Annotated in this window: 18 protein-coding genes; 5 read left to right on the top strand and 13 right to left on the bottom strand. The window is 40.4% G+C overall.

The genetic code is table 11. From position 1 onward, the window contains the following. Positions 1-124: 124 nt before the first annotated feature. The 3 genes from alr to IEU65_RS09645 are packed head-to-tail and all read right to left on the bottom strand — an operon-like array spanning position 125 to position 4,735. Positions 125-1,246: an alanine racemase gene (alr, locus tag IEU65_RS09655; protein WP_010278492.1), complete on the bottom strand. Its 1,122-nt coding sequence runs from the start codon at positions 1,244-1,246 to the stop codon at positions 125-127. A 15-nt stretch (positions 1,247-1,261) separates the two neighbouring features. After that, a complete protein-coding gene (locus IEU65_RS09650) occupies positions 1,262-2,599 on the bottom strand; it encodes a dihydrolipoyl dehydrogenase family protein (protein ID WP_010278489.1) in 1,338 nt (445 codons plus the stop codon). A 42-nt stretch (positions 2,600-2,641) separates the two neighbouring features. Beyond that, on the bottom strand, positions 2,642-4,735 hold the full coding sequence (locus tag IEU65_RS09645; RefSeq protein WP_147651257.1) for a DNA topoisomerase: 2,094 nt from the start codon (positions 4,733-4,735) through the stop codon (positions 2,642-2,644). Between the two features lie 199 nt (positions 4,736-4,934). Here IEU65_RS09645 and IEU65_RS09640 point away from each other — a divergent pair, with 199 nt between their 5' ends. Then, the gene (locus IEU65_RS09640) at positions 4,935-5,240 is read left to right on the top strand and encodes a PTS sugar transporter subunit IIB (RefSeq protein ID WP_010278483.1); all 306 of its coding nucleotides are present in this window, start codon (positions 4,935-4,937) and stop codon (positions 5,238-5,240) included. Between the two features lie 38 nt (positions 5,241-5,278). On the opposite strand, the gene IEU65_RS09635 is transcribed toward IEU65_RS09640, so the two are convergent. The 8 genes from IEU65_RS09635 to IEU65_RS09600 form a co-directional block, all read right to left on the bottom strand. After that, a complete protein-coding gene (locus IEU65_RS09635) occupies positions 5,279-6,667 on the bottom strand; it encodes a DUF2130 domain-containing protein (protein ID WP_147651256.1) in 1,389 nt (462 codons plus the stop codon). A 154-nt stretch (positions 6,668-6,821) separates the two neighbouring features. Continuing rightward, positions 6,822-8,084: a polysaccharide deacetylase family protein gene (locus tag IEU65_RS09630; RefSeq protein WP_010278480.1), complete on the bottom strand. Its 1,263-nt coding sequence runs from the start codon at positions 8,082-8,084 to the stop codon at positions 6,822-6,824. Positions 8,085-8,358: 274 nt separating this feature from the next. Next, on the bottom strand, positions 8,359-8,634 hold the full coding sequence (locus IEU65_RS09625; protein WP_010278479.1) for a hypothetical protein: 276 nt from the start codon (positions 8,632-8,634) through the stop codon (positions 8,359-8,361). 176 nt (positions 8,635-8,810) lie between these two features. Continuing rightward, a complete protein-coding gene (locus tag IEU65_RS09620; RefSeq protein WP_010278477.1) occupies positions 8,811-11,246 on the bottom strand; it encodes a hypothetical protein in 2,436 nt (811 codons plus the stop codon). A gap of 341 nt (positions 11,247-11,587) precedes the next feature. Then, the gene (locus tag IEU65_RS09615) at positions 11,588-14,059 is read right to left on the bottom strand and encodes a hypothetical protein (RefSeq protein ID WP_010278476.1); all 2,472 of its coding nucleotides are present in this window, start codon (positions 14,057-14,059) and stop codon (positions 11,588-11,590) included. Positions 14,060-14,062: 3 nt separating this feature from the next. Further along, on the bottom strand, positions 14,063-16,999 hold the full coding sequence (locus IEU65_RS09610) for a S8 family serine peptidase (protein ID WP_031941002.1): 2,937 nt from the start codon (positions 16,997-16,999) through the stop codon (positions 14,063-14,065). 287 nt (positions 17,000-17,286) lie between these two features. Continuing rightward, positions 17,287-18,003, bottom strand: a complete 717-nt coding sequence (locus tag IEU65_RS09605) for a YebC/PmpR family DNA-binding transcriptional regulator (protein ID WP_010278470.1) — start codon at positions 18,001-18,003, stop codon at positions 17,287-17,289. 50 nt (positions 18,004-18,053) lie between these two features. After that, the gene (locus IEU65_RS09600; protein WP_010278468.1) at positions 18,054-18,587 is read right to left on the bottom strand and encodes an rRNA large subunit pseudouridine synthase E; all 534 of its coding nucleotides are present in this window, start codon (positions 18,585-18,587) and stop codon (positions 18,054-18,056) included. Positions 18,588-18,781: 194 nt separating this feature from the next. Here IEU65_RS09600 and hemH point away from each other — a divergent pair, with 194 nt between their 5' ends. Both hemH and IEU65_RS09590 read left to right on the top strand, forming a co-directional pair. Further along, positions 18,782-19,726: a ferrochelatase gene (gene hemH, locus IEU65_RS09595; protein WP_010278467.1), complete on the top strand. Its 945-nt coding sequence runs from the start codon at positions 18,782-18,784 to the stop codon at positions 19,724-19,726. Further along, on the top strand, positions 19,719-21,041 hold the full coding sequence (locus IEU65_RS09590; protein ID WP_010278465.1) for an Nramp family divalent metal transporter: 1,323 nt from the start codon (positions 19,719-19,721) through the stop codon (positions 21,039-21,041). The genes hemH and IEU65_RS09590 overlap by 8 nt, the downstream gene beginning before the upstream one ends. A gap of 14 nt (positions 21,042-21,055) precedes the next feature. Here IEU65_RS09590 and IEU65_RS10485 read toward each other — a convergent pair whose 3' ends face one another. Further along, positions 21,056-21,184, bottom strand: a complete 129-nt coding sequence (locus tag IEU65_RS10485) for a hypothetical protein (protein WP_277950320.1) — start codon at positions 21,182-21,184, stop codon at positions 21,056-21,058. Between the two features lie 113 nt (positions 21,185-21,297). Here IEU65_RS10485 and IEU65_RS09585 point away from each other — a divergent pair, with 113 nt between their 5' ends. Beyond that, on the top strand, positions 21,298-22,041 hold the full coding sequence (locus tag IEU65_RS09585; RefSeq protein ID WP_010278459.1) for a hypothetical protein: 744 nt from the start codon (positions 21,298-21,300) through the stop codon (positions 22,039-22,041). Between the two features lie 380 nt (positions 22,042-22,421). Continuing rightward, positions 22,422-23,066, top strand: coding sequence for a COG3942 and LysM peptidoglycan-binding domain-containing protein (locus IEU65_RS09580; protein WP_147651254.1), 645 nt, complete (start codon positions 22,422-22,424; stop codon positions 23,064-23,066). Positions 23,067-23,242: 176 nt separating this feature from the next. On the opposite strand, the gene IEU65_RS09575 is transcribed toward IEU65_RS09580, so the two are convergent. After that, the gene (locus IEU65_RS09575) at positions 23,243-24,091 is read right to left on the bottom strand and encodes a MetQ/NlpA family ABC transporter substrate-binding protein (RefSeq protein WP_147651253.1); all 849 of its coding nucleotides are present in this window, start codon (positions 24,089-24,091) and stop codon (positions 23,243-23,245) included. Between the last annotated feature and the right edge of the window lie 71 nt (positions 24,092-24,162).

The following is a 24,162-nucleotide window of genomic DNA, read 5'->3' as shown; positions in this document are numbered from 1 at the left end:
ACGGTCAATGATTTTTGCTATCAGCCTGAAAAACGTCACATTCCCAATTAGTTGATATTATTGTTTATCTTGATAGCTGGTGCCGTATTTTTTACCCATGACTATTGTCTACTGCTTACCATGATTATGGCACGATGATGCGTTGCAAACGTGGCGCAAAATTATTCATCAGCGCAACAATACTAGCATCTGAATACTGAGCCAAATCAGACAAACTCACTGATTGAACACCAACCTTGCCAATTAATGTCACTTGAACACCAACGTTCACTGGCTTATCGACAAAAATCATCGTCTGGTCCATCGCCACACCACCAGCAATATGTCCGACTTGTCCATCAGCTATTAAAACGCGCATACCATCAGCATTAAATGGATAACCGTCTGAGTGCCCAATCGGAATCGTTAATAACCACCCGTCGCGTGACACGCGATAATCTGCACCATACCCCACCGCTTCCCCAGCTTTAATCGGTTTGCTAAAAATAACTTCAGCCGTTAGTTCGAGTACCGGTTCCAGTTCAAACGGCATCGGCATGGTTGGTTCAGAAGAATCAATGCCAAATAAACCCACACCTAAACGAATAATATCGGTATCGACTTTATCAGCGTACCAAGTGGCTATACCAGTATTAGCGAAGTGTTGTTCCTTTGGTTGTGAAGGTAAATTCTGCGTTAAACGTTGCCATTCTGATATTTGAAAATCAACATATGTCTCATTAGGTGTATCTGCCGTAGCAAAATGTGTCCAGAGGCTTTGAAATTCTAACTGTTTCGAATCAACTACTTCTTGGATTGCTAGCACCAATTGGTCACGTTCTTTGAAACCAATACGATTAAGTCCTGTGTCAACTGGCAACGATACTTTCAGGTGTAATGATGTATCAGCTAAAACTTTGGCTGCTTGTTGAATAGTCGCTAGTGAACTAAATGCCAACGTAATATCTCTTTGTGCGGCTAGTCGGACGAACTGCGGATCCGTCAGACCTAATACATCAATGGGCTGTTGATAGCCTAAATCACGTAATGTTAGTGCTTCATCCAGCATCGCCACACCAAAACGATTTGCACCAGATTGGCTACTCAACATCGCCATTTCTGGTAAACCGTGTGAGAATGCATTGGCTTTTAAGACAGCCATTACTTGTTGTGCATGAGCATGATCTTTGATTACCTCTAAATTATGCGCAACAGCTGAGCGAGATAAGCTCACTTGTGCATGACGATGCAATGCTACGTAATTCATATTGTCACACTTTCGTTAATAAAACGCGCCAAACTCGGAACCTAGTGATGGATAAGCATAAATATTTGCTTGTGTATCTGCTAAGGTTCTTTTGCCGTTGATAGCGGTCACAAAATAGTTGATTAATTCTTCTGCTTCCATGGCAATGACACTGGCGCCAACAACCCGCCCATTTTGATCCAGTACCGTACGAATTCTGGCGTTGTCATGATAGCGATAGAAAGTAATGACTTGGCTCATATCAACATCAGTGACACGATAATCTAGTTCCTCTGCTTCCTTAACTGATATACCTGTTTGCGCAATACGTGGTGATCCAAACACTACTGCAGGCATAGTCGGAAATGCAATTGGGTCAGCTATTTTTTGAGCTATAAGTTGTGCAACATAGCGTCCTTCATAATTACCTGTAGGCACTAACTTGGGCGCCGGACTACCACCCACATCGCCAACTGCGTATACATGCGGATTGCTTGTCCGTAAATAGTCATCAACTGGAATATCAGCTTCATTATAGGTAATGCCGGCCGTTTCAAGTCCTAACTTATCAGCATTTCCGACACGTCCAGCTGTTACAAAAACACGGTCTGTTTGGAATTGTGTCCCATCATCAAGCGACACTAATAACTTTTTTGTGTCAGTTTTTTCAATTTTAACTACTGTCGCATCAAAATACCAATCAAAACCAGCTTCTTGCGTTTCAGTAATCCATTGTTGTACCAGTGTTTGATCGAAGTCACGCAACGCACTATGGCCATGCGTGACAACGCGGGTATGTGCACCTGCGGCATTTGTGATTGTGGCAAATTCGACACCAACATACCCCGCCCCAATAAAGGTCACATCATCTGGTAAATCAGGCAAATTCAAAAAGTCTTCACTGTCTTGTGTCAATTCAGAACCTGGAAAATCAAGTTTTTTAGGGCGCTGACCAACCGCAATAACCCAATCAGTAGCTTTAATCGTGTCATCGTTATCTGTTATGGATACTGTGTCAGTGTTTATAAATTCACTATGACCATATAACCGCGTTATCCCTGCTTCAGCCAATCCACGAACTTTGCGTGGTTCGACAGCATCAACATATCCTTGCTTGTAGGTCATCAAGTCTGACCAATTAATTTTTGAGTATCCTTGTAAGCCACGTCCTTGCATGGCGGATTGACGCCTAATACCTTCAACGGCAGAAAGTAATATTTTTTTAGGATCACAGCCATAGTTTGGACACGTACCACCCCATAAATATTGCTCGATAATAACGACTGATTTTCCTAGTGCTTTAGCGGCAAATGCTGCTGCTAGACCAGCTGGTCCGGCGCCAATCACGCCGACGTCATATTGATATTGTGCCATTTTTGCCTCACTTAATTTTTTTATTATTATACAATACAGTCGTTATTTTTTTGGTTTTGGATTAAGCTTAAAACCATAAAATGTATTACCTTTAAATGTTTGCTTGGCTAATTTGCCAACTGCTGTGTACGGCTTACCACGTTTAGATTTAGCAGGAAAACTCACTTCTGCCCCAGATAACAACTTTTGCAGTTCATCATCAGTAAATACATGGCCACTCCATTCTCGAGCAAATGTAATTTCTTGTCCCTGCCAAGTGCCAGTCATTTTTTCTGACACTTTTCTTGGCTTTCGAACCTTTGGTTTGGGTTTTCCTAACAAATCTTCTAAAGACTGCGCATTGTTGACCATAATTGGCAGATCATGTTCAACCACTTTAGTCGCTGAATCAAGCACTTGCGTCATCGTCATCTCAAATTGACCCACTTGATCCATCATTTCAAATAATCGCTTAGTAATTTTGGGTGAAGCAATCCAAGTATCTTTAACCATAATAGCGGAGACGTTACCTGTCTCTGTTAAGTCTAACTTCCCTCTTTTTTCAGATAGCATGGCTTTAGTGCCACGCGCCATTTCAGATAGTGTCGCGACACGTGTCGCACCAGTACCGACGTTATGCTTTTCTAAGAATGCCATAATCCACTTCGTTGTTGGTACTTGTGGTTTTGGATTAGCGCCTTCGTGCAAATAAGGCGTCGCGTCAGGTCCTAATTTCCCTTTAGTGGCGTTGTTCTCATCCTCTTCCCCATCATCAACTTTAATGGCTTTTTGAGCATCATAGACTAGTTTAAAGTTAAGCCTAATTGGCACATTAAATGCCGTTTTAAAGTCAGGATAATCTTGTAAATTAGCCGTAACATGATCATAGACATAATCTTCTGCTAACATTGCCAAGTAGTTTTTGGCCAATACGTCATATATGGCTGGTCCGCTAGCACCGTACTTTGATAATGACTCGGTTGTGTTGGGGACATTTTCACCTGGCCGATTGGCACCGTGCGCTCCTTGTGCTTTGACATGAGTTGGGCGTGGTGTCCGATGTGTTAACAGTGAGAGGTCAACACCAACAACTGCCGCAATACGGTCTACTAAAGGCAACAAATCATTAAATTGATCTGGCGTCACTGTTTTATCTTCGGTTCTTGGGTATGAGACGACTTGCGCCTCATACATTTTTTGATAAGTACTCAAAACTTCTTTAGAAGAGAAACCACGCGGGGCTAAAATTGACGCCAAGCCAGCTAAATCAAGTAACTTCCCTGGCGCTTGCGTACGGGTTTGGTGTTTTTCATTAACAACGGCGCTGTTATGATATTGCGCAATATCTTGCTCTGCTTGTACTTTCGTCGAAAAGCGCCATGGCACCACATCGCCTTGTGGTGTCACACGTCCAAAAATATGTCCTGCCGGATCTTTGAACTTCACCTCAAAGAATGGCGTTTTAACATTGTTTTTAATGGCTTCAAGTTGCTGATAAATACGCCAAACAATGACTGATTTCAGGCGTCCTTCACGGGCAACAACTTGAAAACCAGCCTTTTTGGCAGAAGTGGTAGCAATACGGGTAAGTTGCATGGACGCAAAGTCCCAGCGATTGCGACTTTCACCTTTGATGTATTCACCATCAGCCATTTTGTCAGACACATCACGTAACTGACGCATCGCTTTTTGAATGCCGGTCGTTGACTCATCCATAAAATTAGCTCGAAGCACTTGCCCACGCCAACTGATTGCGTCTAAAGCCTCCCACGCAAGTAATTCGCCCTCTCCTGACGGATCAGTATCAGTGGCAATTATAATCGCGTCAAAGCCCGCTTTAGATTCTTTTTTTAGGTCGTCAATGAGCTTTTTCGTCGATTCTATTTTGCCGGTTCGCAAATTGCGCTGTTTGATGTACGTACGTGCCCACGAAAAATCTCCTAATCGCCAAGGTAAATGTTTAATGAGCCATGATTTGTATTGTTTTTTGAGGTCTTCTGCCACCATTTGTTCTGGATCTTTGAGTGTCATCACATGACCACGCAAATTAGTAATGGTATAAGTAAAGTTGTCAAACGATCCTGATTTGCCGCCCAGTGCTTTGCCAAAATTTGCGGCTGCGGATGGTTTTTCAGTTAGGATGAGATAATTAGGCATAATATTGTGTGCGCAATCTTTCTAAGGTTGATTGACTCTATTTTAACAGATTGCGCAAGTCGTTGCCCTCTGCCTGAACTAACGCCTACTCTATTGTACGATTTGAATTTAGATAACGCTTATGCGTATGAAACAAAAAATAACACTTACTTTTAGTAAGTGTTATACTAAAGACAAATCAAGAAAGTAGGTTAAAAAAATGTCAGAAATTCTATTAGTTGATGCCGCAGGCATGTCAATTTCAATGTTGTCGAATAAAATGGATCAATATAGCGCAGCCCATGATTTAGGTTATCATGTTGAAGGCATCGATGCCGCTGCTGAAGAACATATTGCTCACGTCAAGCCCGCCATTATCATGATTGCACCTCAAGTAAGCTACTTGTTTGATAAATATAATGATAAATATGGCGCCGACATTCCGGTTGTTAACATTGAAATGATGGCTTATGGCACGATGAATGCTGAAAAAATTATAAGTGCAGCAATTGAGAAAATTGGCTAACAACCTCTGGAAGCGGCACGTCTAAAATAGTTTCCCTTTCACTCCCCCAACCCATCAAACTTCGCCTTCATCGTTGGATTACCTCTCGTCAGCTTCTTGACGCTGACATCTTCCAACTTGTTATTTGCCAAACGCAGTTGGTTTTCGGAGGTTGTGAGTGAGCGCTTGACGGCTTCCATGCGGGCGATGGCTTTGTCGATTTCGTCAATGGCACTTTTGAAGTTTTTTGAGGCGCTTTGGTAATTTTTGCCAAAGGCATTCTTGAAATTCGTTAAATCGCTTTCAAAATGAGTGATATCAATATTTTGTTCACGAACTTGTTCGAGTTCTTGCTTATATGCCACCGAATTCAACGCGGCGTTGCGCAACACACCAATAAACTGGATAAAGAATTGCGGACGAATCACGTACATTTTGTCGTAGTCATTAACCTGCACAATACCCGTGTTATACAAGTCACTATCGGCTTCTAGCATTGATACTAGCACGGCGTATTCTGTGTTTTTCTCGCGGCGATCTTTGTCTAATTCTTTGAAAAAATCAGTATTTTTGTGCTTGGAAGCTGTTGTGTCGGCTTCATTTTTCATATCAAACATAATGCTGACAAATTCTGTCCCATCTTGGTAATCACGGAAAATAAAATCACCTTTTGAATTGGTCTCAGATAATGCGTTGTCTTTTTCAAAATAGGCGTTTGGGAACGCGTAAGGTCGTATTTTATTAAATTCAGTCATCGCGTATTGTTCCAAGCTTTCACCAATTTCCTTGGTAGATTGGCGTGCCTTGAAATCCTTATAAAACTCAACCTGTTCGTTAGCAGACTTCAACTGAGCTTCATATTGATCTTTCACATTAGCAATTTGGAGTTCTTTTTCTTTGTCCTTGAGCTGTAATTGTGATGTCAATTCGGACACTTTTTGGTCGCGCTGCGACAGTTCACTTTGCGCCGTTGCGTCTTTTTTAAGTAATTGTGTTTCCAATTCAGCTTGGTGTTGTTGCTTAATCGTTTCAATTTGCGACTCAAGCACTGTGATTTTGGCCTGTTTATCAGCCAACGTATCTTTCAAGTCCAAATCTTTTTGTGTCAGCTGTGCCTTGAGTTCAACGTTATTTTGCTCAGTGATACTTTTTAATTGTGTCTCAAGGGCGACAATTTTGTTTTCTTTATCATTGATATTTTCTTGTAGCGTCGCTTTTTGTTGTTGGAGTTGGTTCTCCAGTTCAGCTTTTGCTTGTGCTTGCTGTTGGACTTCCCATTCCGTCTTGGCTTGCACCAATTTGTCATCTAACATTTCGGCAATCGTTCCATTGATGACGCTCGTGTCAATGTTTTGTTCGTCATTCAAATCAACGATGTCACCTGCTTTGGCATCTTCATCCAAAACCAATTCCGTTTGTGACGCAATGTGAAATTTTACCTTTGCCATGTGAGAATGTCCTCTTTAATTCATGAATTCTAGTCAATATAATCATTCTCATTATAGCAAAAATTGGGTTTTGCTATTATGTTTTATCATATCAATTTAATAAAACTTGTGTATCGTTTTAGTCAATAGAAAAAGCACACCAGAACGGCGTGCTTTATTTGTTACGATTGGTGCTATCAATGACTTCTGATGTGTTAAAGAATGGGTTGAGCACTGAATTTGTGCCATTCAAGTCATCTGTCATGCGAATGCCGTCAACATTGATACGGGCTTGGCGATAATACTTCGTCGTCATCTCACCCCACGACGTGTGCGACGCATCAACGTTCTCAAAGATTTCAAAACCTTTTTGTCGCAGGTAGGCAAACTTCTCGTTATTATCTTGATACCCCTGCCAATCGCCAATGTCTGCGCCAAATGGGAAAATCAAAATGTTCGTCTTGCCGACAATGGGTTGCACTTCCTTTTCCCAACGGTCAGTATCTAGCTTGACATCTGCCACCGAAGAAGTCTTCATATTTAAATGTCCCCATGAATGTGAAGCAAAATTCCAGCCGTCTGCTTTCAAGGCGGCGACGACCTCGCGAGCCTTTGTCGTTTCGCGTTTAGTCTTGGCCGTGTCGCCGTATTGTGACACGGATGTTCGGTAGCCAAGGACACCATTATAACCTGTCACCGCCAATGTTCCTTTATCACCACGGTATGAGAAATCAGGGTGGGTTTTGATAAATTCATCAACGATTGGCACCAAATCATAATTACCAACCGAGGTCTTACCATTAGCGTCTATATATTCATTCTTGATGCCGTTCTTGGTAGCCACCAGCTTCGAGGCAAATCCAGAATTGATCATGTATTCATAATAGTTTACATCATCTTGTGACAGAACCAATGGCGTCTTACCCTTTGGCAAACTAACCCCATCAAATACTAACTCGCCTTTGTCGTTTTTCTTCACCAATCGCTCAGAATTAACCAGCACGTAGCCTTTGGCATAGAGCTGCGTCAACATCTTATTGAACTCGCCAATCGTGACCATGTAATCCTTGTAACCTTGCCCCTTTTGTGACGTAAAGGCGCGCGTTGGATCAACAATTAAGCTGTGGAAAAATAAATGACTGTACTTGTCCGGATCGTTCCATGTTACAAGGTCTGACTTACTGGCTTCAATTTCTTTTTTGAGCGCTTTAGCCTTGGTTGAATCGTCATTGGTAATTGATTTGAGACTTTTGGCATAGTTATATTGTTGATAGTCTAACTTAGCTTGGGCAAGTGGTGTGGCTTTGTGTGATTCTGCTGCCAACACGACCGCAGGTGTAGAAGATGTGGCTTTTTTTGTCCCACTCATCTGCCCGATAGACCAGCAAATAAGCATACCAGCTAGCATCACCGAAACCATATAAGCTACTTTTTTCATCTATTCAACCCCGAATCGCCATTATATTGATATAATACGAATTTTAGTGAAATTGTTATCAACATAAATCAAATTTTTAACGTAATTGTAGTATAACTGTTATATTTGAAGTTATTGTGGGTAGAATGTGAAGATAGTTCGAAATTTGGTGTATTCCTGTTTCAGTAATAAAAGCGCTTAATTCATGTGGTATGAATTAAGCGCTTTTTCGGTTAGTTATTTTTTGTCAAGTCCAATGCTTAGTTATCATAGCATTAAACAATACTCAAAAAACTCAATTACCAAAAAACTTTAAATTATTGAGTATGCCATAAAACCAATCGCTTCTGTGCAATTGCTTCGACAAGACTTTGCCATCATCTGATAGCTTGCTATCTAGAGAAAGCTTTTGAAATGAATTCGTCAAATGTGTGATTTCTCTGTCTTGCAATGTCCTTGGACGACCTAAATTAACAATGGTGTTTTCAATGACCTGCTTTTCATCATCATTTAAATTCGGATGCTTGTCTAGAAAATTCTCTAAATATTTAAGTTTATTTGTTTTCAACATTTTCCCCTCAATTCGCTCGTGCTCACAAGTTGTTCCCGTATTCATTCATGATAACATGAACTTGATGTTAGGGTATAGACGCTGTTACAAAACAAACACCCCCAAAGCAGTGAAATTTTGGGCGTGTTTGTTTATTTTATGATAGTTACTTAATCTATTTATTAAATTATAAATGATTACTCAACAAAGTGCTCAGGTGCAACGGGTGTCTTATTGCCGTTGTTTAATGCACCTAACTCGCTATCACCATCTTTGACGCCTCTAATGAAAGTGACATCCTCTTGATCATAGTGCTTATCATGATAATCCTGCACATACTCATTTGTCTTAGAGTCTTTATATGTGCCAACATAACTGAAGTTTTGATAAACTGTTTTTTGATCAACACTTGGATTCGTGTGTTTATTATTTTGATAGTAACCTAGCCCAATAGTATACCCAGGTGTATACCATGTACCCGCCGGATCAATGGCAAGTTTATAATCACCATCGCCTATGATTCGACCGGTCTTTCCAATCTCTGAGAATCCCAATTGAGTAACGCCATTAACCACATGAGTCACGGTATTTGATAACAAACTGTTGATACCAATTTTATTTCGAGTGGCTGCAGCAGTATTTAGACAGAGCAAATCATCACTTGTCAAAGCTTTTTCAAATACTGCGTTCCAGCTCGGATTAGCAGGAAGATCCGTATTGTGTGTCCAGCAAATGTCAAAATAATCAACAGCGGTTGAACCACCACCTTTGTACCCAATCGATTTATTCTTCACATCGTCCAAGTCCGTCTTATTTTTTTCAACCATATGTTTAGCAGCATATGCAGCTGGTCCAGATACTAGTTTACTATAAACCCACTTGTTATTGCGATATGAGTAAAGCATTTTGCCATCGTTTGATGTTTTTTCTTCAGCTTGTAGTTTAGCTACGATAGGATTCCCTTTGTCATCTTTTAGAACTGTTTTAATTTCATTTTTTACCTGTTCTAACTTTTGTTGAGCTCGATCTAGTTCGTTCATTGCATCAGCTCGTGCTTCATACTCGTCATGTGTGTATGGTGCATATTCTTCATCTTTTGTTAGTTCTGCCAGCTTATTCTTTGCCGCTTCTACTGCGTTTTGAGCTGCCTTTAATCTAGCCTCATAATTAGAGTCCTTACTTGTTGTATCAAAGGGATCATTCTTAATCTCATTCGCATACGCATAGTTCACAGCATTCACATTAGCGCCTAATATATCAGTTTCCCCCGCACCAAGGCTCACGCTATTGTTGTTATATTTGTCAACCCACTGATTCTTATCATACTCGTCCAAATCATACGAATCATTATGACCTTTGTCTGACGTTACATCATATCCTAAACGCATGAGATCATTTCGGGCATTTGACCTCAAGTTATTAAATAGGGTATATGATATAGGGTAGCTTTTTTGAAATTCTTTATCAATTGTTGTGCCATTCGTTTTGGCCGCCGTTACACTTTCCTTATACTCATCACTTGCCGTGATCAGATCAAGTTGACCCTTGACACGGAAGTAATCAAAGAATATCGCTGTCATCATATCACTCGCCCATACGGTATAGTGACTCATGACATACTCAGCAAATGCTTCACGCGTGGCAAATGTTTGCGTGTTAAAAAATTCTCTTAACGATTCATAATTACTCATAACTCGGAAAATATTATTTTGGTTAATATCGCCACTAACTATGGCCTTTCCAAAGGCACATAAGTCCTTGAAAACTGTTAAATTCTCTGAGTTAGGCATTCCTGAAACTTCTTGCGACTTGTTATCGAAGCCCCACTCAGTAGTACGGTACAGCTTAGCATATTCATTCACATACGTTTTCACATCATCTTTATCCTTGCTAGCCAAGGTAATGTTATGACCTGCTTGATATTGAGAAATTTCTCCAGCAACGGTGCCAAATGGTGTCCGCGTTGCTGCAATTGTTTTCTTAAAATCTTCTAATTTCGTCTCTGTTTTAGCTTCGTTAATCTGATCCGAAATGGCGCTGCCAACGTGGTCTAAGTGTATCCCTAGATCGTCAAGTTTCTTATTTATCTCATCGAGTTTTTCGTCTGTTTTATTTCTTGCGGCTGGTGTCAACCAGTCAATCATACAACTCAATAATGCACCAATTGGCCCAGCAAAGCCAAGCGCCTTCATAATCGTTGGCTTGCTTTCTGCCTTGATAAACGCTTCACCAATGATTGAAGAAAGATAACTGGCCCCTTGAGCTGCTAAGGCTGCATCAGCTCCTGGCTTATTTTCACCATACATCGCTACTTGTTGTTGATAATAGTTTGTTGCCTTGAATTTTTGTAGGAAATCCTTATCATTAAAAGCGATAATATTTGGTTTCTCTGAGCGGGTGTTATCTATATCTGAATCACCTTGACTTGCTGCTGTAACGGTATCAACCTTCTTATCGTCAGTCTTCTTTTCGTCCGTACCCTTTACTGGTTTGACTTCTGTCGCTTTCTTCACCTGTTGCGCCACGGCATTTTGTACCACCTCGGCGTGCACAACTTCAATACCACGCGTAGCACTGACAAAAATTGGGCTTAGCGCAATGCTAAGTAATAGCGCTGATTTAAGTTTAGACATACTTCTTCTCCTCAAATGCTCTCTTTTTTTGTTCATTGTTTGAATTTTGCTGTAACTTACGGCAAAGTTTTCAAAAATTTCATGAACTTCTTGAACATTTTCATAGTATATACGCCAAATATGTCCACCCCGTGAACGAATTATGAATTGAGTTGCAGTCGAATGGTCACAAATTGGCTGAAAAACGTTGTACAGTATGCATTCTTTTATGAATTCCGGACAATTATGATGATTTTGTAAATAAAATATGAACTAGGGTTTTTGATTAATTGTAAGCGGTATCACACAAAAAACCGATTTTGCAACCGGTTTTTTGTCATATCTGTGCGTCTCAAGTCAATTTACTTGCCGACTTGATGAACGACAATTTCATACGTATCACCAACATTACCAGTATCAGTTAGCTGATATGGCATGATGTTGTACGTTGTTGTTTCATGCTTATTTAACTTGTAAGTCTTGCTGAACTTCTCGGGGGCAAAGCCAAGATATGGCGTACCATACTTACTTGCATCGTCCCAATTAGTCTTGCCAACAAAGACATTTTCACCATTGACGTTCACGGCGACACCAGTGTTATAAGCAGATACTTGTCCGCTTAATGTGAAGCTTGTGTTGGACGTGTAGACATCAAAATGATGGCTATTTGGTCGTTGCACCCAATGGGTGTCCGTATCAAGATGAATAGCTGGCTGACTTAAGTTAATTTTCAACGCATGTTCTTGTGTCTGTGCAGTTGTTTGACCGTTGATCGTTTGATCGTATTTCACAACAAACGCTTTTTCAACAACAGGTCCCACGTGATGGGCAACGAACTTGAAGCTACCATCTGGGTTTACTTTGACTTGATTTGACGCGTCATCAGGGTTAGCACTGTTCAAAACAAAACGCAAGTTCTTGATTGTTGGAATAGCATATCCAGTGATCGTTAGGTCTTGTGTGAATGGATTGTAACACCTTAAAGCACCATTCTCATCAAGCAAGTTGCTAGGTGTGATCACAACGTCGGAACCGATCATCATGATTGGATGTTTGTCATCAAGCCCCAAAGAATCAGCACTGTGTTCAGGCTTCAAAGGCAGGATTGAATCTTTTTCAACACCATTATCCTTGACAGATGATAGGCTTTCACCTTCTGGTAAACGATAGACAGGCAAACTGAATGTCTTACTAAAGTCTGATAGTTGCCATATATATTTACTCAAAGGATCATTTTTCGAAACATTGGCTGTCGCAAACTCCGGATTAAAGAAAGGATTTTGACTTCCTTCTGGTATTATAATCCGTGGCAATATATCGCTATACTCGGCTTCATAACCAGCAAATTGAACACTCTGAAGGCCGTTAGTTTGGCAATTTTTTGATCCACCTCCCTCATAATTACTCGTTGTTTTCAACAGATCCAGACTGTTATTCTGCAAATTAGCTAATGTTTGCGCATCCCAAAGGCTGACCTGACCACTATATGACCCATCCACTCCTAATTTAGTAGCCTCAACATTCTTTTCTAAACCAGACTGCCCAGTATAAACTTGCATATTTAAGTGATTATCAGTCCAAATTGGTTTTGCAACTCGAATAGTACGGGAATCTTGATCAATCACTTGATTATTATAAATCAACACCTTATCTGGCGTGTGAGCACCAGTGAAAGCACCTTTAATATTCAGACTACTTGTACTATACGGTACGACAAGAATTTCATGATTGCCACGTTTAATCCACTTACCATGTGATTCAGTTGCTAAAGCAGCTTGATCGATTTGAGTATCAATTCCCTCACCAATCGGAATCTCTGGCACCACCGGCTTAGTCAACTCTTTACCCGACGCGTCAGTAAACTTCAAATATCCAAGCTTTCCTACCTTAATTCGGGTTGACCAGTTACCATCTTTAGCCGTTACAGTCACATGATCAATTTGTTTGTCTTGACTATCGCATGACGTGACATTGAATGGCTTATTTTGATTCCAAGAGCCATTAATTTGAATTGACCAATACTTTGAATCGACCGCTTTTAAATCAAATGCGTTGATGCTTTTATGTTCACTTGGTGCACTATTGGGATCAGCATGCTCTCCCGTGTCAATATGCACTCGATCTGCATCAGCTGACAAATCACTATATTCACCATCAACTTTAGTCTGCTTGATCATATTTTGATAATCAACGCTGAATTTACTTGCTAATTTATCCACTTGCTTTTTAGTTTCTTTAGTCCCCTCAACGGATAACTTCAGCTGATTTTCAAACCAATCACCATTGCCAGCACGATCACGTAAGGTAATTTCCACTTTATTATCTTGCTGCTTCAAATTTTCAACTTGTTGTTCATTCAAAAGGATATCAAAATGATTGTGTAACCAACCAGAGGTTTTCTCCTTTTCAGGTGTATCAAACTGATTAGAACTTAGAATCGAATTCAAACGTAAATCAACCTTGCCACCCGTGTAGTCATTAGAAAGGTCAAACATACCAGAACCTTTTTCGTTAATATCGGCAGTTAAGCGAACGCCATCTTTTTGATACTTCAAATGTGCATTGGCAACTTTTGGCATGACATTATCAACGGTTAATTTACGGAATACGGTCTCTGTTTTAGCACCATCTAACATTTTTGCTTTGGTACGAATGTAATAGACACCATCAGCTACTTTGTCAGATTTACCCGTTTTAGGGTTGGGCACTGTGCCATTCCATTCTGTGGTGATTAGTCCTGGCTTAGATTGTTGATACGTTGCTAAATGTGTCAGAACGGTTTTTTTATCAGCGCCCAGCACATCAACATCAATTTCTTTTGTCCAACGTAACATGTACTATAAATCAACGGCTGATTGATGCGCACTACTCTTTTGAAATGAAATAGCCGCGTGATCATTATCACTGGTATATTGTGTAACATATTCATTAGAAGCGATACCCGTATTTCCTGTCATTAATGGTCGCAAATAATGAGAATCACCTAAATAACCCCAACCTTTGATTGATCCTTTTTCTTGTGCTGGCTTATCAATGACTTGTCCTGCGTCCCAGTTACCATAATAACCAAAATAAGGAATGTTGGCTGCTGGCTCACTATCTTTGGTAGATTTAACTTGAACATAACCTTCTACCCAACTCTGCTTAGCTTGAGTTTTTGGCACTGTGACTGTCACGGCAACAGTCTTTGTCTGACCAGCTGGCACAGACACTTGATTTTGACTGGCTGTTAGTGTGGCGTTAGCAATATTATGCTCACTCACCAAGTCCAGATAAGGTTGTTCATCACGATAATAGTAAGTCCCAACGCCATTCAAACTGGTTGTATCTAATGCATCCCCGTTTGAGTTATAAGTTGTTCGAATGCCAACTTCATTTGGCGCCTTAGAATCAGTGGTACGAATTTCAGTTGCGACACCGCCAAGTCCTTTAACCGAATAGGTGGCTGCCTTATTACCGACATTTTTAATATTCAAAGTAAATGTCTTTGTTTGACCACTAAAGCTCTTCAGGTCTACAGCACCATCTTGATCTTTGGCGTCAGTAACGACGGTGTGTGATTTGATTGCATTATCAACTTGGACCAAACCAGCACCTTGTTGGCGAGGTGAATAGTAAGCTTGACCATCTTTGCTGTATACTGGTTGCGCTGTATTTTGCAGCAATGTCTTCATATTCTTAATGAACTTGTTGCTACCTTGACCAAGATTGACATGTTGCTTGTTGGCTTGCTGCTTCAACAAAGCTACCGTACCGGCAACAAATGGGGACGCCATACTCGTGCCACTCATTTGCGCATAGTCTTTGTTAGACAGCGACCAAATATTGCCACCAACCCCAGTAACATCAGGTTTTAAGTTCAAATCCGGTGTACATCCCCAAGAGGTGAATGTACTCATCTTACCAGTATCTTGATTGTCAGCAGTTGTGGTCGTTGGGGCAGTGAGTGACGCGTTTGCTACTTCTTGTCTTTTATTCGCGTCTTCAGCTGATGCATCTTCCGGTAACGGCTCTTTACCATAATAATCAGGTGCCAATTCTCTTACTTTAGCCAACAATTGTCGTCCACTTTGATAGGATATTAACATCGCAGGTGCGTTTTCATCATCGACTGGTGCAAATTCACAGCTTGGTAATGACCGATCTTTATAATCAATCAAAATAACCATGTCAACGTCATTCTTTTTTGCAGTACGCTGCATGTCTTTAACGGTCGTGTTAGCTACAGGGTCAGGATTATATTGAATAATTTTTATTTTATGGGCGTCGGTTGCAAGATTAAATCCTTTTGATATCCAATCAGCCTTTTTTGTCTCGTCATAATTGTATCCCTCATCACTCCAAGGCACGCCATTATCCCGAATCGTATGTTTCTTCGTCCAGAAATCATCTGGAATCCCTGGTGACACACGCACCGGCACTTTATCACTAAATGTCTTGCCTGCACTATCTGAGAAGTTGGTCGTCAACGCGTGTGTTTGCGTGCCCTCCATCGAGGCTACTGAGATAGCACCGTCAGCAAGTGACATGGAACTAATTGAAATATCCTCCTCTGGATTGTGTGCCACGGTATGTAAGTCAGATTGCTCAGCTGAAGCGCGACCGTCATTTGAAGCCGCGACAACTGGGACAACACCCAATTTAGCCGCACGATTTAACGCAGCTGTTTCCGGCATCAGACTAGAATAGTTAGTCAATGATGAACCTAATGATAGGTTCAAAACATCAGCGCCAAGCTTCACTGAATCTTCAATAGCGTCCACAATTGAATCAGTTGACGCCCCATTGTGATGATTACTGAACACTTTCATATCCAGCAATTGCGCTTCAGGTGCCACCCCTTTTACTTTACCGTTAGCTGCTAAAATACCAGCGACGTGTTGTCCGTGTTCGTGAGTGATTCCATTGTCTTTTAACTCATCTTGAGAATCAATGTTATCCGCATAGTTGTGGGCAAATGGCACTTTATTTGACTGATAAACACCGTACGAACTGAATTTTTGGAACAGTTTTGAACTGTCCTTGCTTAACTTAGCCTGTTTACTGCCTGTAGTGGTTAATTTCAAATCAGGGTGCGTGTAATCAATACCCGAATCAATGTCGGCAATTAACATGCCACTGCCGTCACCGCCATGCGCTGAACGCCAGTCGTCAGTGACTTGGGCAAGATCATTATCATTAGAATTTGCCGGCTGGTAAACACTTTGAATATGAACTTCTTTCACGCCAGCAATGGCCGACAGTTGCTTCACTTGTGTTGGCTTAGCCATAATTGACAAAGTATTGACCAAATAACCACTTTGTTTAAGAACTTTTTTACCAGTAATTTGCTCAGCACGATTTTTGATTGGCGTTTGTTGGTCAATTATGTTTTGCTCGGCTTGATTGATATGATTCAGCGTTGCTGACGTACCGTCAGGGTTTGGCGTGCTTGATTTTTGCGCTGCCGCCTCAGCCGACAAGCTCAAAGTCATCTTCACATAAGTATTAGACTTTTCTGCTAACGTCATTTCCTTAGGCTTTTTGCCTTGCGCAGTGAGTTGCGTGTCATAAGGCGTCTCAATCCCTTTTGTTTTCAAATCATCAGCTTTTTGTGCTTTAGTTTTGACAACAGTTGTCGGAAAATTCTGGACGACCGTCTGCACTTTTTGCTGTTTTGCGGTCTTGTAGGGCGCTAGGCGATGCTGTTGATAGGTGTTGACACCAACCGTTGTACCAGCAATAGCCATCAAGGCAAAGCCCGAGAACATTAGATAAGCTCGTCGTTTTCTCATATTCATCTCTCATCTTCAAATTTTTTGTTCATGAACATTGCACCATTATAGTATAAAATTTACCCCATAAACCGTTTTTTCACAGTTTGTTTACAAACTTCTTTTTTTGGGCACAATTCCTCATAAAAGCCATTTAAAAGCCTTTATAGCAACTTTTAAGGTTATAATCAGACCGTTTTATGTCATTTCTAAGTCGGATTTTCAAAATGATAATTTTATTATTTTTAGCACATATTCGCACAAAAAAAAAGCCAATAACATGTTATTGGCTTAGTGAGAGATATTTATTATAAGGTCACGTTGTGGTGAACTTGTTGCACGTCTTCATCTGACTCTAAGGCGTCAACTAATTTTTCGAATGCTTCTAAATCGTCACCTTCAAGCGTCATTTCTGATTGTGGCAACATCGAAATTTCAGTGGTCGAAAATTCAGATACCCCACTCTCGCGCAATGCCGCAATTGCTTGATGTAATGCGGTTGGTTCAGTATAAACAACGACTTGGTCGTCTTGTTGTTCCGCATCACGAACGTCTACTTCAGCGTCTAACAATGTCTCTAAGGCACCATCAGCATCATCCCCCTCAAAGACAATCACACCAGTCTCGTCAAAAAGATAGCTAACTGAACCTGAAGCGCCATAAGTGCCACCATTTTTGTTAAAGGCCGTGCGAACGTTGGTTGCGGTACGGTTGACGTTAGAAGTTAAGGTATCCACAATAATTAATGACCCATTAGGACCAAATCCTTCATAGCGCCCTTCAATGAAAGTCTCATCGCCCGAGCCCTTGACTTTTTCCAAAGCACGTTCGATAACATGCTTTGGTACCTGTGCCTGCTTGGCGCGTTCGATCACAAACTTCAAAGTTGAGTTAGCTTCGGGGTCAGGGCTGCCACCTTGCTTGGCAGCAGCATAAATTTCAATCCCATATTTACTGTTAACTTTGGCGGCAGCACCATCAGTCTGCGCCTTTTTCATTTTAATGTTTTCCCATTTACGTCCCATGAGGTCACCTCTTTTAATTTATATCTTTTACTATTATACCGGTTCGTCGCCTATTTCACCACACGATACTGACCTGGCTTCAAATCAGCAATATGATAATCACCAATATGTGTGCGAATCAACCGTAACGTCGGAATTCCCACAGCTGCTGTCATGCGACGCACTTGACGATTGCGTCCCTCTTTAATTTTGAGTTGAATAAAGCTAGTCGGTTGATTTTGCCGGACGCGGATCGGCTTTTCACGTTCCCATAACCATTTTGGATACGGAATTCGTTTCACTTTGGCCGGCAAGGTCATGCCATCTTTGAGCATAACACCTTGCGCTAATTCACGCAATTGGGCTTTTGTTGGAATACCGTCTACTTGAACAACATAAGTTTTGTAGGCTTTATTCTCAGGATCAGTCAGCTCATGATTCAACTTGCCATTATCGGTTAACAATAACAGCCCCTCACTATCCATGTCTAAACGCCCTGCCGCATAGACACGCGGAATGTCGATGTAATCAGCTAAGGTAGCTCGTCCTTGATCATCTGTGAATTTGGTCAATACATTATAAGGTTTATTAAATAGTACAATCATGCTTTTTTAGTAGCGTCCTTGTCATTGTAAAAAAAGAAGCAAATCAATGCGGTGATTTGCTTTAATAGCATTATTATTGTATCACATCCACCAATACTCGCCTCAATAACCTGACAGATTATCCCATTTCTTGTACTACTTTTATCAAACGATAAGGACTTGCTTCAATTTATACTAGTTAGTGAGGGAAAATTATGAAAAATAGTCTATTAATTGTTAATCTCGGCACGCCAGCCGAGCCTACCACACAAGCCGTCAAGCAATATCTCAAAGTCTTTTTGTCTGACCCTAATGTGATTCAAATGCCAAAATGGCTTTGGCAACCAATTCTCAATCACATTATTTTGCCCACTCGTTCATGGCGTTCAGCGACGTTTTATCAACATGTTTGGCAACCATTGGGTTCACCTTTGATGCAATATACAGAATTGCAAGCACAACAAATTCAAGCGCTTTTACCTGACTGGCAGGTTAACTATGCCATGACTTACGGTCAACCAAGTATTGCTGGTGAACTACACAAATTACAAAACGCCGGTGTTGACAACATCGTTGTCCTCCCACTTTTTCCACAATATAGTACAACAACCACAAAATCTATTGTTGACCAAGTCGAAGCCACAGGAATTCCCACACAAATCATTACTGATTTTTACCAACACGAACGTTATCAACAACTCCTCGCTAAAACGGTAGCTAATCAGTGGGATCCTGATAAATATGATCAGTTGCTGGTCAGCTACCACGGCATTCCCAGCTCGTATGTCCGCAAAGGCGATCCATACTTGCAACAGTGTACGGACACAACCACAAATTTGATGTCATTGGTACCGTCACTAAACCGCGACAATGTCACCCAAGTATTCCAGTCAAAGTTTGGTCCCATGCCTTGGTTAAAGCCATATTTGCGACCCACCTTGCAACAATTGCCTGTACTCGGTAAACGGCGCGTGTTAATTGTTGCCCCTTCATTTGTGGCAGATTGCCTCGAAACACTTGAAGAAATTAGTGTCCAAGGCTATCAAACTTTTGGCAGTGCGGGCGGCGAATTGTATGATGTCGTACCATCTTTTAACGATTCCGCTGACTTTTCTAGCTTTTTAGCACAGTTAGCTACTGACGAGGTGGCTCATGACTGAGAAAAGTCTCTCTGAAATCAACAATTCTGTTACCGTACCAGGCGTTTATGAAAGTGCATTTTGGCGAAAATTCTTAGCTTATAGTGGTCCCGGGGCTCTGATTGCGGTGGGCTATATGGACCCAGGCAATTGGCTCACGTCGATTATGGGTGGCATTCATTATCGTTATTTGTTATTGTCAGTCATTTTGATGTCAATTTTAGTGGCGATGCTAATGCAATATTTAGCGGCCAAGCTTGGTGTTGTGACACAGCTTGATTTGGCGCAAATCATTCGTCAGCACGTTAATCGTCCTGTTGCAATCTTATTGTGGTTACTATCTGAACTCGCCATGATGGCTACAGATATTACCTCCGTAGTCGGTTCTGCGATTGCATTAACCTTGCTGTTTAAAATACCATTATTTATTGGTATTTTAATTACTAGTTTGGACGTTTTGTTGCTACTAGCGTTGCTTCGATTTGGTATTCAACGCGTCGAAGCCATTGTGTTTATTTTAATTTTTGCTGTTGGTTTGGTGTTTGCCTATGAAGTCGCGTTAGCGCAACCGCAATTAGGTGATTTATTACGCGGCTATTGCCCACAAATTAGTCTACTCCACCATTCGCAATTGGTCCTGTCACTTGGTATCATTGGTGCCACAATCATGCCTCATAATTTATTTTTGCATTCCTCTTTGTCGCAAACTCGTCGTTTTGATCATGATGATCCTACGCAAGTCGCTGAGGCCGTGAGATTTTCAAAATGGGACTCTAATGTTCATTTATTCGTCGCTTTGATTATCAACTCTTTGTTACTGATTCTTGGCGCTGCCCTGTTCTATGGTACGCAAGCCAATCTGTCTGCTTTCAGTGACTTGTACCATGCGTTGCAAAATCCACATTTAGCGGGTAAAATTGCGTCACCATTTTTGAGCACTTTGTTTGCTATCGCCTTGCTCGCTTCAGGTCAAAACGCCACCATCACTGGCACACTAAGTGGTCAAATTGTCATGGAGGGTTTCACTAACTTGAAACTCCCACTCTGGTTACGACGTGTCATCACGCGTCTTTTGGCAATTATCCCTGTTATTTTACTGGTGATCTTATTTGGCGCAAAAGAAGGCGTGCTCGACCAACTGATTGTTTACTCACAAATTTTTCTCAGTATAGCGTTGCCATTTTCGATGTTTCCACTCGTGTATTTCACCAGCAAAACACGCTACATGACGACAAGATTTGTTAACCAAAAGTGGGTGACAATACTGGGTTATTTTATTGCGAGTGTATTGACTATTTTGAATGTGCAGTTGATTTTGAGTGTGTTTGTGAATTAAATGTGTCCATTATTTTATAACAAATCAGCCATTGGTATTGCCGTTCTATCAGCACTTTCAATATCTAACATATATGTGACATTACGTACAGAAAATTCATATTTTGATGGCATAAAAAGCATTATTTTTCGATAAACTATCATTATGAGACCTGTTGCGTGCACAAACAAGGTTTCAACATTTATGAAAGGAACTGGTAAGCAATCGATTATAAAAATACTAGTATAAAACAGATACGCTTACCAAAGTGAAAAATATGACTCATACAGATTTAACTCAAGAGCAGGCAACCAAGTATGTCTTCAGTCAAAATGTACAACAAAGTCGTCTACTAAATGGCATTAGCCGCACTGTATTTATGATTTTAAATGCATTAACTGGTTTTCTCGTGTTAGCCATTGGGGTCCATCAAGGTAGTTTAGGGGCTGTTATTCTGGGTAGCCTACAGATAATTGTTGTCATCGCTGGGCTATTGTTTAGCGGATATGAACATGAAGTAGTTAGTGATAAAAAACAAGAATTATTCGTTGACCTTGTTGTCAATGTAATACAGATGGTTGCGTTCTTTAATGCCATTGCTTTAATTGCTATTCATTTGCATGATAAAAATTTTGAAATTGCGTTAAACGTCGTACCTTATTTAGTGCTATTAATTTCAACTGCAATTGCTTTTATCATCGCATCCAGAAAAAATCATTCTAATGGTCGACGTACTTTGACAAAAAATGTTTCAATGAGTGGTATATTTATACTAATTGTAGGTAGCCAAATTATTGTTCATTTGTTTAACAAAAGCACTGCCTCATTCTTCGATCAAATGAGCAGTCATAGTTTAGGCCTGACCTTAATAGCAATGATTTGCATTATGAATGTTTTCTTTGGCTTCATGATTGGCTTGAACAGTTTCAAGGCTGTTTTGGCAAAACAATTCAACATTGATTTATCACCATTTTTCGATGATGATAATTCTCAAGATGGTTATCACTTGAAGTGGAAGTAACCTAGTAATTAAAAAAGCAATACATCTGGGCAATAATAGTCAGATTGTGTTGCTTTTTTTGATAAGCTAATTTACATTTTTTATACCAACAGCATATACCCATTTTGTAGTTGCTGGAAGAATATATACCCACTCAATAATTACAAATAAATTCATTCAGCATCGGTATCACCTTTTTACTAATTATTCAGTTACCTTTCCATTCCCAAAAGATACAATAATCAACCTATTGATTGCCACTAACCTCATACTGGTAAATTTAATTCAAAAATACTGACCATCACAAATAAGTCACAATTCAACCATAATATCACAATATCTAGGTTATATCATAATTATAGAATAATATATTTTCAATTACCAATACGAAGGAGCACAGTATGAACACATCACTTGTAAAAACTATTTTAATAGCTACTACAACTATGGGCGCAGCCTTTGTCATGTCAAATGCGGAGGTCAGTGCAGATACTCACCGCGTCGTTAAAGGTGACACTGTTTATGATATTGCAATAGCCAATAATACTTCGGTTTCAGAAATTGTCCGAATCAATGACCTTCCCTCAAATGGACATTGGATATATGTTGGCAACGACTTGAAGGTCAATGAAGAATCACAGACCAAGACATCGGACACAGAAAACAATCACGACACTGCGTTCGTAGCTATTGACAAGCGTAACGAAAACATTAAAAACGCAAACAACAGTTATCCCTTTGGTCAATGCACATGGTATGTCAAAGCTAGCTTAGGCTGGGTTGATAATTATTGGGGTAACGCACAGGACTGGGCAAAGTCAGCACAAACAGAGGGATATCAAGTTAACGGAGAAGCTAAGCCGGGTAGTGTTGCTGTATTTTCACCTGGACTCCACGGTGCAGACGCAACCTATGGCCATGTTGCCGTCGTAGAGCACGTTAATTCAGATGGCACAATCTTAATTTCTGAAGGCAATGCTGGTCGCGGTCTTTATAGCACCAGAACAGTACCTACTGCAAGTGTCCAATTTATTCATCAAAATTAATTGCCAAACATCACAATTATCTTACTAACAAAAAGTAGCCATAACACTAATTTCAGTGTTATGGCTATTTTTTATTCAACGTGTACTCTAGCGATGTGTAAGTGGGAAATTTCTAACCACTTATCAAGTCATTTTTTTGATAAATCATTCGCATAAGCATAGCAATAAAAAATCAATCACTGTACCTTTGGTGCGCCCTTCCAAACCGCAATTTCTCCGGTGCCACTTTTGTTATCAATATAATCGGCCACATTATCAGATTGGTAAGCTTTGACAAATTTTTTAATCGCAACGCTATTTTTCTTATTTTTTGTTGTTGCAATAATATTAATTCCCCCGTGGGTATTTTTATCTACTGGCTGCACATATATGGCTGACTTGATCGATCGACCAGATCCGACGATAAAGCTAGGATCAATGGCGGCGACATCTACCTCTGGTAAAGTTCTAACCAATTGGTCAGTTGCTAATTCTTTAAATTTCAAATTCTTTTTATTCTCAACGATATCTTTTACCGTTGGATCTTTTACATTACTGGCTATTTTAATCAATCCCGCAGATTGTAATACCAATAAAGATCTACCTTGGGTAACCTTACTATTTGAAATGCCAACCGTTCCATTTTCTGGAATATCTTTAATTGATTTGTGCTTGTCGGAATATAGGCGACCAGCCACTAAAATTGTTTCCCCGACAGGCACAATATTAGACTTATGGCTCTTATTCCAATCATTCAAAAAGATGTAATGCTGAAACGCATTTGCATCAATATCGCCTGATGATAATGCAGCGTTAGGTTGTGTATAATCCGTGAACGTTTTTATTTTTAAGGTCAGTCCTTCTTTTTTGGCATTATTTTTTATAATTTTCCATTGCTTGTCTGTGCGTTTATCACCTGCCATGATGCCAACTGTCAGTGTCTCTTTATCTTTACTTTGGGTCTGTGGGCCAAAGCTAGCGTAGGCAATACCAGCGATAGCGACGACAGCCACACCACCAACAAGCCATTTAGTTGTTTTACTCATGATACGTATTTCTCCCTGTTTTCTCTAAATGATAATACTTGATTTTTAGAATGGCGATGAATAGGCAAGTT

This window comes from Leuconostoc pseudomesenteroides KCTC 3652 (genome assembly GCF_014634745.1).
Lineage (GTDB): Bacteria > Bacillota > Bacilli > Lactobacillales > Lactobacillaceae > Leuconostoc > Leuconostoc pseudomesenteroides.
The sequence above is the reverse complement of the archived record's forward strand: the minus strand, read 5'-3'. Positions and strand labels throughout refer to the sequence as shown.